Origin of the sequence: Brochothrix campestris, assembly GCF_046058945.1 — a bacterium.
Classification (GTDB): domain Bacteria; phylum Bacillota; class Bacilli; order Lactobacillales; family Listeriaceae; genus Brochothrix; species Brochothrix campestris.
On record NZ_CP175511.1, the window covers coordinates 1,908,432 to 1,921,754 of the forward strand.

11 protein-coding genes and 1 pseudogene are annotated in these 13,323 nt (G+C 37.4%); 5 read left to right on the forward strand and 7 right to left on the reverse strand.

The window, feature by feature from the left end:
* The first annotated feature begins 142 nt into the window (after window positions 1-142).
* The 4 genes from ACJYYY_RS09470 to ACJYYY_RS09485 all read left to right on the forward strand — a co-directional run bounded on the left by ACJYYY_RS09470 (window position 143) and on the right by ACJYYY_RS09485 (window position 2,679).
* Window positions 143-574: an HIT family protein gene (locus ACJYYY_RS09470; protein ID WP_035315581.1), complete on the forward strand. Its 432-nt coding sequence runs from the start codon at window positions 143-145 to the stop codon at window positions 572-574.
* A 28-nt stretch (window positions 575-602) separates the two neighbouring features.
* On the forward strand, window positions 603-956 hold the full coding sequence (locus tag ACJYYY_RS09475; protein WP_035315583.1) for a YtxH domain-containing protein: 354 nt from the start codon (window positions 603-605) through the stop codon (window positions 954-956).
* A gap of 153 nt (window positions 957-1,109) precedes the next feature.
* Window positions 1,110-1,664 (forward strand): DUF3267 domain-containing protein, encoded by a 555-nt coding sequence (locus ACJYYY_RS09480; protein WP_035315585.1) that lies wholly within the window; start codon window positions 1,110-1,112, stop codon window positions 1,662-1,664.
* Between the two features lie 106 nt (window positions 1,665-1,770).
* Complete coding sequence (locus ACJYYY_RS09485) at window positions 1,771-2,679, forward strand: peptidylprolyl isomerase (protein WP_035315587.1); 909 nt, start codon at window positions 1,771-1,773, stop codon at window positions 2,677-2,679.
* Between the two features lie 48 nt (window positions 2,680-2,727).
* Here ACJYYY_RS09485 and ACJYYY_RS09490 read toward each other — a convergent pair.
* The 7 genes and pseudogenes from ACJYYY_RS09490 to ACJYYY_RS09520 all read right to left on the reverse strand — a co-directional run.
* A pseudogene (locus ACJYYY_RS09490) lies at window positions 2,728-3,196 on the reverse strand (IS30 family transposase); the annotation flags it as partial.
* A gap of 50 nt (window positions 3,197-3,246) precedes the next feature.
* Window positions 3,247-3,474, reverse strand: a complete 228-nt coding sequence (locus tag ACJYYY_RS09495; protein WP_408868873.1) for a hypothetical protein — start codon at window positions 3,472-3,474, stop codon at window positions 3,247-3,249.
* 190 nt (window positions 3,475-3,664) lie between these two features.
* Window positions 3,665-4,615: a 3'-5' exoribonuclease YhaM gene (yhaM, locus tag ACJYYY_RS09500; protein ID WP_035314938.1), complete on the reverse strand. Its 951-nt coding sequence runs from the start codon at window positions 4,613-4,615 to the stop codon at window positions 3,665-3,667.
* Between the two features lie 71 nt (window positions 4,616-4,686).
* Window positions 4,687-7,431, reverse strand: coding sequence for an AAA family ATPase (locus tag ACJYYY_RS09505; protein WP_408868874.1), 2,745 nt, complete (start codon window positions 7,429-7,431; stop codon window positions 4,687-4,689).
* Entirely contained in the window at window positions 7,428-8,669 is a 1,242-nt protein-coding gene (locus ACJYYY_RS09510; protein WP_035314941.1) for a DNA repair exonuclease, read from the reverse strand. The genes ACJYYY_RS09505 and ACJYYY_RS09510 overlap by 4 nt, the downstream gene beginning before the upstream one ends.
* 133 nt (window positions 8,670-8,802) lie before the next feature.
* The gene (locus ACJYYY_RS09515; RefSeq protein ID WP_035314942.1) at window positions 8,803-9,159 is read right to left on the reverse strand and encodes a YlbF family regulator; all 357 of its coding nucleotides are present in this window, start codon (window positions 9,157-9,159) and stop codon (window positions 8,803-8,805) included.
* Window positions 9,160-9,231: 72 nt separating this feature from the next.
* Window positions 9,232-11,298, reverse strand: coding sequence for a transglycosylase domain-containing protein (locus tag ACJYYY_RS09520; RefSeq protein ID WP_408868875.1), 2,067 nt, complete (start codon window positions 11,296-11,298; stop codon window positions 9,232-9,234).
* Window positions 11,299-11,762: 464 nt separating this feature from the next.
* Here ACJYYY_RS09520 and ACJYYY_RS09525 point away from each other — a divergent pair, with 464 nt between their 5' ends.
* Window positions 11,763-13,067: a hemolysin family protein gene (locus ACJYYY_RS09525; RefSeq protein WP_035314943.1), complete on the forward strand. Its 1,305-nt coding sequence runs from the start codon at window positions 11,763-11,765 to the stop codon at window positions 13,065-13,067.
* Window positions 13,068-13,323: the final 256 nt, after the last annotated feature.

The window sequence follows — 13,323 nt, forward strand, 5'->3', positions numbered from 1 at the left end:
ACTTTCTTCATAGTCATCTTTATCATAACAAAATTCATTTAAGAAAGACACAAACTTACATTCATTGTAAAAACTGTTAGACGAGCGTATTTTGTGGTAATCTATAGATAACACTAGTTCAATAGAAAGGCGTGAATTCCCCATGACAACAGATACAATATTCGGGAAAATTATCCGTAAAGAAATCCCATCTTACACCGTCTATGAAGATGATACTGTTTATGCATTTTTAGACTTATCACAGGTTACAAAAGGACACACTCTCGTTGTTCCTAAAAAAGCAACCACTAACATATTAACGGCCGATAGCGAGATAGCTAGTGCTGTCTTTGCTCGCATCCCTAAAATTGCTCGCGCGATTCAGGCAGCGTTTCCTGATTGTGAAGGCATGAACATATTAAGTAATGCCGGCGACATCGCCTCACAAAGCGTCTTTCATTGGCATGTTCACCTCATCCCTCGTTATTCAAAAACAGACGACGGCTTTGGCTTGAAATGGCAAGAACATGGTGAAGATTACACAGCCGAACAACTCACAGCGATTGCCTCTATCATTAAGCAATCAATCAATTAATAAAACTATTACTAAAGGAGAGTTACTTATGAAATCAAAATCATTAGTGTTAGGCTTAGTTATCGGTGCAAGTGCTTCGGCGATTGCAACCCTTTTCTTAGCTCCAAAAGCAGGTAAAGAATTACGTAACGATATTGCTGAACGATCAGTTAGCATGGGCGGCGTTTTAAAAGAAATTGCCTATAATGCCAACACGTTAACAGAACAATTAAAAACCTTCTCAACCGAAGGGATTGAAGTTGTTAAAGATGTTGTCGAAGAAATTGAGGAAGTCGTTGGTAACTGGAACAAAACAATTGAACCTGATAAACAACGCTTAAAAGATGAATTGAAAGATCTCCAAAAGACTGTCAGTGCCCTTGAAAAAACAGTCAAAGGTTAAGCTTAGCACCGCCCTTCGATAGCTCATAAAAAAGACAGAACCTCAAAATATCACTTTGACCTCATGAAACGTTTGTTTATGAGGTCTTTTTGTACTTGCTTTCAGTGACCAATCACGATAGAATACTGTTTGAAGTTAGAAAGGAGATATGGCATGCATTGCATCCGCTCTATTAAACATGAACAAGAAGAAAGTTTTTACCGTTTATTCATCGTATCTTTCCTTGTATTCATCACTGTCTTAAGTACGCTCATTATTACGCATCACCTATTGCTCGGAAATAACTATACGTACCAGTACCCATTAATCGGCTTTCTCATTTTATTACTAATCTATCCTTTCCATAAGTTATTTCATTACATCATCATGCCTGACAAACGAGAAATCTATCTTCAAATCCAGCGACACTTTGTTGTTGTTCCCTTTATCGAGGTAAAGTTAGACAAAGCAGTTCCAAAACGCCGTTACTTATTCGCTTTAATTACCCCATTTCTCACCATGTCGCTTCTTTGGTTATTAATTTATTATTATTATGATTTAAAGTCGGTCTATATGTATTTAGCCTTGGCGATACACTTAGCTATCTGTACAACCGATATTTATTGTTTTTTCACCTACTTGAAATTTCCCAACAACAGCTTTATTGAGGACTCTTCCCGTGGAGTTAGAGTTCTTATTAAAGATGAGTTTGATGACGAGTGGTCATAGTTTATTCATATTTAGTTAATAGTTATTTAATTTGTCTTTTCAGACCGTTCTTGATATGATAAATGTTGTAGACTAATTCAATTTACCTAAGGAGTGTGTCAAATTAATGAAATCAAAAATCAATTTAATGATTGGTAGTATTATTGTGCTTGTTGTCGCAGTAATTGTCCTTTCAGTGATGTTATTCTCAAACAGTAGCAGTGCTATTGTCAAAACAAAAAGTGGTAACGTAACAAAAACAGAACTTTACGATTATATGAAAGATGCATCGGGAGCAAGTGCTGTTGAATCACTAACATTCAAAACAATTTTAGAAGATAAATTTGGTTCTAAAGTTAAAAAAGCAACAATCGATGATCAAGTCGAAGCTTTACAAAAACAATACGGTGGTAAAGATGCTTTAGTTTCTGCCTTACAACAAAGTGGTATTACTTCAATCGCAGCATATAAAGATACATTACGCTTACAAGCGTTGCTTAATCAAGCAGCTCGTGATTATGTAAAACCTTCAACTAAAGAATTAAAAACTTTTTATGACAAAACATGGCAACCAGACTTCACTATCTCAAAAATCGTTTTAGCTGACAAAGATGCTGCAACAAAAGTCGCTAAAAAACTTAAAGATGGTGGCGATTTTGCTAAACTTGCAAAATCAGACTCTACAGACACAACAACTGGTGCTAACGGCGGTAAAACCGATCCTATCAGTGTAACTGCTGCACAAACAGCCTATGGTGATTTCTATGCTGACGTTTACAAACTTAAAGAAGGTGCTGTATCTGCACCAATCAAAACAAGTTCTGGTACTTATGAAATAATCAAGATGGTTAAAAAACCAGCTAAATCAACATTCGATAAAGACAAAAAAACGGTAACAGAATCTTATTACACTACTAAAGCAACTCAAGAAGCCCAAACTGCTGCATTGAAAAAACTTTACAAAGCTTCTGATGTTAAAGTGAAAGATTCTGACTTTAAAGATGTCTTTGCTTCATACAAATCATCAGACAAATAATATGCAAAAAAACAGCCCACTGGGTTGTTTTTTTTTGCATATTATTTGTCAAATTAAGCTGGACAATTGCTCTTCGTTTACGTAACTCAAAAACACTTCCAATGGTGTCCGGTAGTTTAATGATTTCCTTGGTATGTGATTTCTTTTTGAAGCAACAGCTGAAACGAAGTTTTGGTTAACTTGGTAAAAGTCCAGCTTTTTTGGCAAGCCATTTCTACGTAAAATGCCGTTAGAATTTTCGTTTAGCCCGCGTTGTGAAGGTGTTCCAGTCTCTGCAAAAAAATAGAGCTCTCATTGGAGTTACTTATTTCTTTCCACAATCAAACGTGAGTGATTTAAACATGTTTTTGAGAATAGATTGTAAACAATCCGTCGTCTCTTTTTCGATATTTGCTGATTTTCACTTTTATGATAAACACCGACAATTGTATCGCCTTCCTCGACGTTCGTTGTGTCCGTTTGGCTTACGTTTACCTTTCATTGGTAGCTTTGTGATACCGAAGTAGTTGGCTTTAAATAGGCAATAGAGCGTTCTACCAGAACATGAAATAGCTATACATCAGGTGGCTAACCTTTAGCCGTCATTTTCTGAATGTAGGTTTGTTGATCCGTACTTAAAATGATCGGTCGTCTGCCACAATATGTTTTATTTTCTTTGTGTTTTTGATAAAAAGCACTGGCCGAGGAACTTTTCTTTAAAAAATTGTAGACATTATCAATCGTTTGTCTTGAACATCCTAGTATCTTCAATCCGGTTAAAACAGATTGTTTCGTTTGGAAATAGGCTTCTATCATTACAAGTACATTTGGTGTAGAGATGTTTATAGGTCATTTGTCTACACTCAAAATAATTCTTTGGTCGGAACTATTTTGAGTGTCGCACAAAATGGCTTTTTTATTTGTCTCGCTTAATTTTACTATCGGCGGCATATAATAAAAAGAGTGGCAATGATTACAAATCACTGACACTCTTTATTTAAGTCTATTACTCTTCTTTATTGTACTTCGGATTATAAAACGAGCGGTTATCTAAACCAAAAATCCGTTCACTATATGTTCCTGGATCGGTATGAGCAAGCGCCTTCGTTAACATATTTAATGAGGCATCCATTTGATCAATCAGATGAATCAACTCAGCCTCCATCACTAGTGGCGGTTTAGGACTGCCCCATTCGCCTTTACCATGATGAGATAAAATAATATGTTGTAAGACGACGATTTCTTCGCTGTCAATTTGCAATTCAGCTGCTGCTTTAGCAATTTCATTCGACACGATTGAAATATGACCTAACAGATTACCAGTGATCGTATACGTCGTTGCCACTGGGCCACTTAATTCAATCACCTTCCCTAAATCATGTAAGATGATACCCGCATAGAGTAAATCGGCATCCAATTCAGTGTACTGTTGTTGGAGCTGATCAGCAATGCGCAACATCGATAACGAATGGAATGACAAACCAGAGACAAATTCATGATGGTGACGCATCGCAGCTGGATAACTAAAGTATTCTGCCTCATACTTTTTCACAAGATAATGCGTGACACGTTGTAAGTTCGCATTTTTAATCGCAAATAAGTAATGCATCAGTTCTTGTTGAATTTCATCTCGTTTTATTGGAGCTGTTTTTAAAAATTGATCGGCCGATACACTGTCTAACGCGCTCGTTTCACGTAAACCTTTAATTTTCATTTGCTTTTGTCCACGATAATTTTGCACCTCACCAACCACACTTACAATACTTTCAGGTATGTAACGTTTCAAATCTTCATCAGAAACATCCCATAATTTCCCTTCAATCTCACCTGATTTATCTTGGAACACAATCGATAAAAAAGGTTTTCCATTTGTAGCAATTCCTTTTTGAGCACTTTTAATAAAAGCATAGGCCTCAACAGCCTCACCAACATTGTACTCTAACAACTTCTTTTGCATCAAAATCTCCTCTTTCGTAATCATAATCGTTACCCTTATTATAACATAATGCTCGTCACTATAAAAAAACGTTAGTATTCAGACTCCGTGTCATTTTGGCGGTAGGTCGTTAAATCCAAACATTGTTCAGCCGGCAAGTAATCTTTCATATAGGCATGACAGGTAAAATAGATGATTTGTTGTTTATCTTTAATACGGTCTAATAATTTCATAATTAAGTCTGTTCGACGTTTATCGAAGTTAACAAAACTATCATCAATTATAATCGGTAAGGATATTGCCGATTCCAACACCTCAATAAAGGCAAATCGAATCGATAAATACAACTGTTCCTTTGTTCCTTGACTCAATTCTTCACCCTTAAATTGAAAATTATCTTGTCGTTGCACGAGCAGTTCATCCGCGAAAAAGTCGATGCGATAGTAACGTCCCTCCGTTAAATAACTTAAGAATTCACTCGCCTTTTTCAGTACCCGTGGAAGTCGTTCAGCTTGCAGTCGTTCGACCATCTCGTTGACAATTGTTTGTGCAGTTTTATAGCGCATCCACTCCTGACTGAGATTAGCTACTTCAGCCTTTAGTAAAAAATATTCGTGTGCTATATCCGCGAAAACTTCACCTTTTGTTAACAATTGAATTTGATGGTTCAATTCAAGTAAGTTTTTTTGTGCTATTTGGCGCTCTTTCTGGATCGTTAGACGCTGTTCTTTTAGATTGGCTAATGCTTTTAAAATAGCTGTTTTCGAAGCGAATTGTCGTAATGCTTTGCGCTCATTATTGCTGACTTGCATCTGTAGCACCATCAAACGTGTCTTAATTGTCTCTGCTTGTCTTTTTTGTTCTGCCTTCTGATAAAAGGCTGCTATATCAGGCACATTGACTTCAGCCAACAAAGCTGCTTGTTTTTCCTCATTACGAACAAGTGTTGCCTCAACGCGCGTCTTATTGTTGAGTAGCTGCTCTTTTTCTTGTCGTGCATTAATCGCAGCTTCGGTCTGATGATGATAGGCCTTTTGCTCAGTCAACAAGCGGTCTAGTGTGGCTGGAACATTAGCCCAATCTAGCTCATCCTTCACAGCCGCTGTCACCTGTTGTAACCCATTTAGCCACTGATTTTGTGCCATTATCAGCTCAGTCATTTGCTTTTGTTCTGCTTGTTTTTGGTGCCAGTGTCGTTGTTCGTTAAGTCGCTTGTTGAAGGCGATTAAAAAGACGTCTGTTTCCGTCGGCGAAAGAGACAGTTTTGCTTGTTGGGCATAACAGGCTAAACTTTGCCAAATAACTTCACTTTGCTCCAGTAATCCTTCATTTGTTCGATCATGTTCTGACTTTACAAATTGCAGTTCATCTAATACGGCACACTGCTGTTGCCAAATTTTTTCCCACTCGGTATGAGTTGAACTCGATTCCACGAGTTTTCCTGGTTTCGTACGATAACTACTATAGCTTTTAAACAGTAGAATAAGCGCGCCCAAAGCCATCAAATAGAACAGCGGATGAATAACTGTAGCGAGCAGAACACTAACAATGATCGCTCCAACACTGACATAAACACCTCTACCAATCAACGGTGCTTTTGTTACGTCAGTTTGATCACTCTCATCTTGTAGCTTTTCTTCAATTTCATCACAATTTAATTGTTGCCGTTCAATTTTAGCGAGCAGCGATTGACTTTCTTGCTGCTTTTGTTGTAGCTGCCATTGTAAGCGTTCATATTTTTGTACCAATTGTGTCACCTCTGCTAGATTAGCTTCGGTCAGATCAGTTATTATTTGACGCGATAACTGTTCGTTTATAGCCTCTGTTCCTAATGCTGTTAAGCGACGTTCACGCTCTTGAAAAAGTGACCAATCTGCTAAATAAGGTTCAATTTCATCCCATTCTAGTCCTTCAAACTGGTTGCTTTCAACCATTTGACGCAACACATGATTTAAAGATAATTCCAGTTTATAAGCCTCATTTTCCAGCTGTTCTCGTTCTGTCACCAACGCCTTCATCTGTTCAAATCCATCTGCTGGAAAACGAGTAACCGCAAGTTTTTTTAACGTTTGTTGGCCTTTTTCCGCTTCTTCAAATACTGACCATTTGCTTAAGTAGTCAGTGTATTGTTCCTGTTGTATGCTTAAGTCAGCCTCTTTTTTCTGGGATTGCTCTAGCTGTCGTTCAAGCAAACCCGCTTGCTCTGTAAGCTGTGAAAAAGCACCATTATTTGCCTTTGCTTGCTTGTACTTCAGTTCTAAATCTTTTAAAAGATTTAGTTTCTTATTTAAGCTTGGCTTGCGTCCATTTGGTTTGAAAATATCTTCACGTTTTTTTTGCAATTGAGTATCGACTCTTAACAATACATCTGAACCAACTGTCCCTGCTGCCAATAAATAACGATTGAAATCAGATTCTTTTAAGGCTTGCACATTTTGTAAACCATGGATATCAAAACTATAGATGGCCTTAAACATCTGCTTCGTCATTCCTTGCAATAATTTCACAAGATCGGCTTCATCGCCCCGTGAACCATCAGCAAAATAAAGGGTGACATCACCAGTCGCCTTGCCTTTCTTCCGTTCAATCATGACGATTTCATTGGTATCGGTTGCAACCGTTATCCGACCGCCAAATCCATCGTAATCCTTCGGTTCTAATCGTCTTTCACTGCTTTTATTTGTTGGAAACCCAAATAAAATAGCTTCAATAAAGGCCATCATTGTTGATTTCCCTGCTTCATTTGGTCCATAAATCAATTGTGTTTTTCCAAAAGTTGGAAACGTTATTTGACGCCATTTACCGTAGCCATACACATCAAGCTGTTTAATAATCATTTTGTTTCACCTTCCTCCGCAATCAACTGCCCAATCAGCAAGGTTGCCTCTGTTATTAACTGCTCGCGTTCGCTATCAGTAGGCACTTCGATGTAGCGTCGAGCAAGACGTTGCATTATCATCTCTTGAATACTATCATTAAATGCTTGTGCTTCTTTCAATTGATTAATAGCACCCAACCAATGCGTTTGATAGGCGCTATCTTCTTGCCACCAACTGGCTGAAACATCAGTGTTTAATCGTTGTTCAATCTGATAAACCCAGACAAAATCATCACGCTCTTGTTCAAGATCTTGCAACCGTTCCAATACTTCATTGTTATTAATTTTTTGTTGCACTATCTTTCCTAATTTCCGATTTGAACGAATGACGATTCTTAAAAAGGCCTGCCCCTTTTGAAGCTGACGTACAGCATCAACTTGCTCAGTTAATTTTTGCAACAAATGATCTAGACTCATATCTGCCTCGATTTCCAAAAAACATTCGTGCCATACAATTGCAGCTGCTTCTTTAAATAACAGTTTCGTTTTCAGTTCATTTAGAGTGACCAAATAGCCACCTTTTTGCCCCGTTTCTTTACGATGACGACCTTGAATATTGCCCGGGTAAACAATCATTGGCTCTTTATGTAATACTGCTCGTTTATGAATATGACCTAATGCCCAATAATCAAACTGCTTTGCTAATAACTCATCTATTGAAAATGGTGCATAGTTCCCACCTTCAGTTAGCTCTTCGCCATGGTATATCCCAATATTATAAGATGCTGTTTTATCCTTAACATAGGTATCGACACGTCGGTCTTTAATGTGGCGTCGGTCATAACTAAAACCATGCAGTGCGACTGATCTGCCATCACCTAACTCGTGAATCACAGTTGTTGTTTCGCTCGGAAACAACGTTACATTACTCGGAAGACTTAACGCCACCTCATGATTGCCACGGTAATCATGATTTCCGGTTACAGCATACACTGCAATATCAGCCTGTTCTAGCCTCTGCATCTCTGCTATAAAACGCGCCTGAGCACGAATACTTTGTGTTTGTTCATCATAAATATCACCGGCAATAATTACAAACTCTACATCTTCATTGATTGCGATTGTAACGAGTTCGGTTAATGCCTTAAATGTGCTCTCTTTCATTGTTTGAAAAATGAGCGGTGGTAACTGCTTCAAGCCGACAAACGGACTATCTAAATGCAAGTCAGCAATGTGCATAAATCGTAGGTCTTTCATCACCCATCCCCCTCGATACGAATATATGTTCTAGTATAACACGAAAAACCTTACCCCTTAAAGAGAATACTATCCCACACAAAAAAGCAGTCACCGAGGGGTGACTGCTTTGCTTGTAATTCACTCTTTAACTTTACGCTTTTGGTTCTTCTTGATATAAGTCACGTAACGGACGTGTAATAATTTCATTCAAGTCATTAATTACAACCGACATGCGTTGTTCTGATTCGATTAAGGCTGAAATATGTTCATTTTCTTGTACTTCTTGCGCTAATTTTTGCGCAGTCTCAACTTCAGTCTCAGTAATTTCTTGGCCTTGTACTTGTTTTTGTTGTAATTCTAATTGCATCACACGGAATCGATCAAATAATGCTTGCGATGCTGGTGTATCCTTGACAACTTGGTAAGCATTTTTCAGTTCAGTGTATTGCTCCGATTGACGTAAGTTACTTTCTAAATTGTTTGCGATATCATAAAGATTTTCAGACATTATGCATTCCTCCTAGTCGATTTCATAATTACTATACCATGTTTTCAATTTCGATAACACAAAAAACTTCTACTAGTTACCAAAAAAATAATTGAAGAAATCCTTCGTTTTTTGAGCACCTTTTTTTATTCCTGATCCGACTGAGTCAGCTGTGTCTTTCACACTATCAAAGATACCTTTTTCTTCTGTTTCCTTGGTCGTTTGGCGTTCTTGTTCTGCTGTCGCAGCACTTTCAATATCAAAGCTCTCGTTTTTCATTTGTGGTAATGATTGACTTAAGATTTTACCCGCAACACTAACAACACCTGATGAACTGTCAGTTTGCAAATAATGTTCTTCATCTGTATTATCAAAGCCCATCCACATCGATAGTACAACGTTAGGAGTATAGCCAACAAACCATTGATCTTTGGTTCCATCCGTTGTCCAATCCACCTGAGTTGAGCCTGTTTTCGCTGCTATATCATAACCTGGAACGCCTGCACCTTGACCTGTTCCGCTTTTCACAACATCTAACAACATCGAAGTCATATCTTTCGAAACCGTTTCAGAAATGATTTTTTTACTCGTTGTTTCTTCATTATCGACAATGATTCGGCCACTCGCATCAACAATCTTTCTAATTAGATGCCCTTTTTCTGGTAATTTACCTTCGTTTGAAAAAGTAGCGTAGGCCCGCGCCATCGTCATTGGTGAATAGCCTGTTTTTGTACCACCTAAAGCTAAAGACAAGTTTTCATCTGCTTTTGCGACTGAAAGACCAAATCGTTCGACTGATTTAACACCAGTGTTCAGACCGATTTTTTTGAGTAACCATACAGCCGGTAGATTAATCGAATTTTGCACTGCTTCATACATCGGCATTTTCCCTTGATAAACTCCGCCAATATTCGTTGGTTTATAACCGTTGAAGTCAGTGAACTTATCTTGGAGTTGGTCAGTTGTTTCAAATCCTTCCTCGAGTGCTGGCACATAAACAGCTAACGGTTTCATTGTTGACCCCACTTGCGTACGCAATTGTGTTGCTCGATTAAAGCCTCTAAAGACATGTTCGCCACGACCACCGACTAGTGCATATATTCCTCCTGATTTTGGTTCCATCATCACACCACCGCTTTGAACCATCTCGCCGTTCATATCGCTCGGAAAGTTATAATCATTGTTGTAGACTGTTTCCATCGCTGTTTGGAGGTTTTGATCCATCATCGTATAAATTTTGTAACCTTTTGTAAGTAAATCATCTTGTGACAAACCATAATTATTGATAGCTTCATTCAAGACAGCGTCGGTATAAAACGGATATTTAGTCTGTGCTGTAGTCGTTTCTTTCGTATTCAAAACAATGGCTTGTTTAATAACTGTATCATACTGTTCCTGCGTGATTTTTTCGTTTTCTAATTCTGCTTTTAACACTTGATCTCGACGCGTTGTCGCTTTTTCAATGTACTTTGTTGGATCGTAAGAAGAGGGTAATTGAACCAACCCTGCTAGCAGTGCACCTTCTTCAATTGAAACATCCTTAGCCGCTTTATTGAAATATTTTTGCGACGCATTCTCGATGCCCCATTCACCATTACCAAAATAGACCGTATTCAAATACATTTCTAAAATTTCATCTTTTGTGTATTTATTTTCAATTTCAGCTGCTAAAAATAATTCTTCAACTTTTCGCTTTAATGTTTGTTTATCGGTTAGTAGTGCATTTTTCGCAAGTTGTTGTGTGATAGTCGATCCTCCACCTGTAATATGACCCGTTGTTAGTAAACCGACAACACCTCGAGCCATCCCACGAATATCAAAGCCATTATGAGTATAAAAGCGTCTATCTTCTATAGATATAAGGCCGTTTTTAATATTAGGAGATATTTTATCAATTTTGACAAAAGTTGCATTGCGTGATGACACCTCTGTCGCCTTATCGCTATCTTTATCGTAAAGACCTGTCGTTGTTTCAAGCGCAGCTTTTAGCCCATTAACATTTGCTTGTTTAGCCATAAATGTGAAGTATAAAATTGTCAAAAAGACAACCGTTAGAATAGTAATAATAACGATTTTAGTCACGTAATATTTTTGCCAGAACAGTACCCACTTACGAGTAATATTATTCATATTTAAAAAATTAATTTGTTCATTTTTCATAATTTGTCATCCATTCTTTTTAAGCCATCCTTCATTCGTTTTGGTATTAATTCATCTTATCATAAAAACATAGGATAATCGAAGATGACGATGTGAGCTCTTTGCTTCTATCAAACAATTTCATTATATTGAGAAACTCGTCGTTGTTTTTTTCTAATAGCCATTCTCAAATCGCTATTCCTAATAGTTGCCTTGCTATATCAACTACTATATAATTAAATAATAGCTACACTAATTTTCAAACTTACACGAGGGGGGATTATTCCGATGGGGCAGAAAAACTAATTATTAGGCTCATTAATGCCTATTACTACTTTATTAAAGATGTTATTGTCTATACGCTAGTTAACTATCGGACTATTGCCATTCGTTAACTCATATATACAATTCATCTTGAATCATTATTTTAAAAAACTACTAGGAGGTGTTTGGATCCTATTCAGTTCGAATAGCGATCCACTTATTTGATATTTAATTTATTGGCTATTGTGATTTTAATACTAGCATCAGCATTTTTCGTTGCAACAGAGTTCGCGGTTGTAAAAATGCGAGGCAGTCGTTTAGAACAACTGGTTGAAGAAGGTCATCCCAATGCCGAGATGGCAAAAAAAATTCATAACAATCTTGATGCCTATTTATCGGCATGTCAACTCGGTATTACGCTAACATCTTTAGGTCTTGGTTGGCTCGGCGAACCGACGATTGCACATTTACTTGAACCTGTTTTCAACTATTTTAATCTCCCTGCAGCCGCTGTTAGTTTAATTTCGTTTATTATCGCCTTTTCAATCATCACTTATTTACATGTTGTTGTTGGTGAGCTCGTTCCAAAAACAATGGCAATTACAAAAACAGAGCAAGTAACATTGGCTGTTGCGAAACCGTTAAATGTCTTTTATCGTGTAATGTATCCGTTTATCTGGTTTTTAAACCACTCTGCTCGTGCCATAAGCCGCTTGTTTGGCTTAGATATGAATGGGGAACATGATGTTGCCCACACTGAGGAAGAACTACGGTTTATCGCAACCGAAAGTTTTAAGAGTGGGGAAATTAATCAATCCGAATACGGGTATTTGAATAAGATTTTCGAATTTGATGAACGTCTAGCGAAAGAAGTGATGGTTCCTCGAACAGAAATCGTTACCTTGTCTATTACAGATACAATAGAAGAAGCAGCGAGTACTACCTTATCTGAACGCTATACTCGTTACCCGGTTATCGATGGCGATAAAGACAATATCGTCGGCGTCCTTAATTTAAAAGACTTATTGAGTATTTATGTAACAGGTGAGTTACAACCGAGTGATACAATTGCTTCTCTTGTAAAACCGATTATTCGTGTCATTGAAACAATTCCGATTAATGACTTACTGCTGAAAATGCAAAAAGAACGTAACCATATTGCGATTTTACTCGATGAATATGGTGGTACCGAAGGACTTGTTACTGCTGAAGATATTCTCGAAGAAATTGTCGGAGATATTCGCGATGAATTTGATAATGATGAAATCGCTGAAATTACGAAGATTGCTGATAACCATTATGTTGTTGAAGGTAAAGTTCTCATTGATGAAATCAATAATCTTTTACACGTCGACCTCGAAGATGAGGATGTTGATACAATTGGCGGTTGGTTCTTAACGCAAAAATTCGATGCAAAACAAGGCGACTCTCTTACTTGTGATAACTATCTCTTCACACTAAAAGAGATAGAAGATCATCATATTTCCTTCATTGAAATAACGAAGAGTGTAGCAGAAGAAGCCTAAAAAAGCTTAATATCTAATAAAATGAACCCTCTAAGATCGCCACTTAAAAAGCGCATCTTAGAGGGTTTTTGTGTTTATAATAAAAAAAGAAATTGGAACAGATTAAACTGCCTAAAAAGCTTTCATGAAAAATTTAAAATACAATCATAATGTACAAGACTCGTTTCTTAGTTTCTTTAAGGATGAGGTTAAAATTAACAGATGCACACAATAGCAGAAGTGAAATGAGAAATTAAGCGTTATCTGACATTTACTA

What these genes read in the sequence shown, in the direction of transcription:
- ACJYYY_RS09470 (WP_035315581.1), top strand. Translation starts at nt 143, where the DNA reads ATGACAACAGATACAATATTCGGGAAAATTATCCGTAAAGAAATCCCA.
- ACJYYY_RS09475 (WP_035315583.1), top strand. Translation starts at nt 603, where the DNA reads ATGAAATCAAAATCATTAGTGTTAGGCTTAGTTATCGGTGCAAGTGCT.
- ACJYYY_RS09480 (WP_035315585.1), top strand. Translation starts at nt 1,110, where the DNA reads ATGCATTGCATCCGCTCTATTAAACATGAACAAGAAGAAAGTTTTTAC.
- ACJYYY_RS09485 (WP_035315587.1), top strand. Translation starts at nt 1,771, where the DNA reads ATGAAATCAAAAATCAATTTAATGATTGGTAGTATTATTGTGCTTGTT.
- ACJYYY_RS09495 (WP_408868873.1), bottom strand. Translation starts at nt 3,474, where the DNA reads ATGATAGAAGCCTATTTCCAAACGAAACAATCTGTTTTAACCGGATTG.
- yhaM (WP_035314938.1), bottom strand. Translation starts at nt 4,615, where the DNA reads ATGCAAAAGAAGTTGTTAGAGTACAATGTTGGTGAGGCTGTTGAGGCC.
- ACJYYY_RS09505 (WP_408868874.1), bottom strand. Translation starts at nt 7,431, where the DNA reads ATGATTATTAAACAGCTTGATGTGTATGGCTACGGTAAATGGCGTCAA.
- ACJYYY_RS09510 (WP_035314941.1), bottom strand. Translation starts at nt 8,669, where the DNA reads ATGAAAGACCTACGATTTATGCACATTGCTGACTTGCATTTAGATAGT.
- ACJYYY_RS09515 (WP_035314942.1), bottom strand. Translation starts at nt 9,159, where the DNA reads ATGTCTGAAAATCTTTATGATATCGCAAACAATTTAGAAAGTAACTTA.
- ACJYYY_RS09520 (WP_408868875.1), bottom strand. Translation starts at nt 11,298, where the DNA reads ATGAAAAATGAACAAATTAATTTTTTAAATATGAATAATATTACTCGT.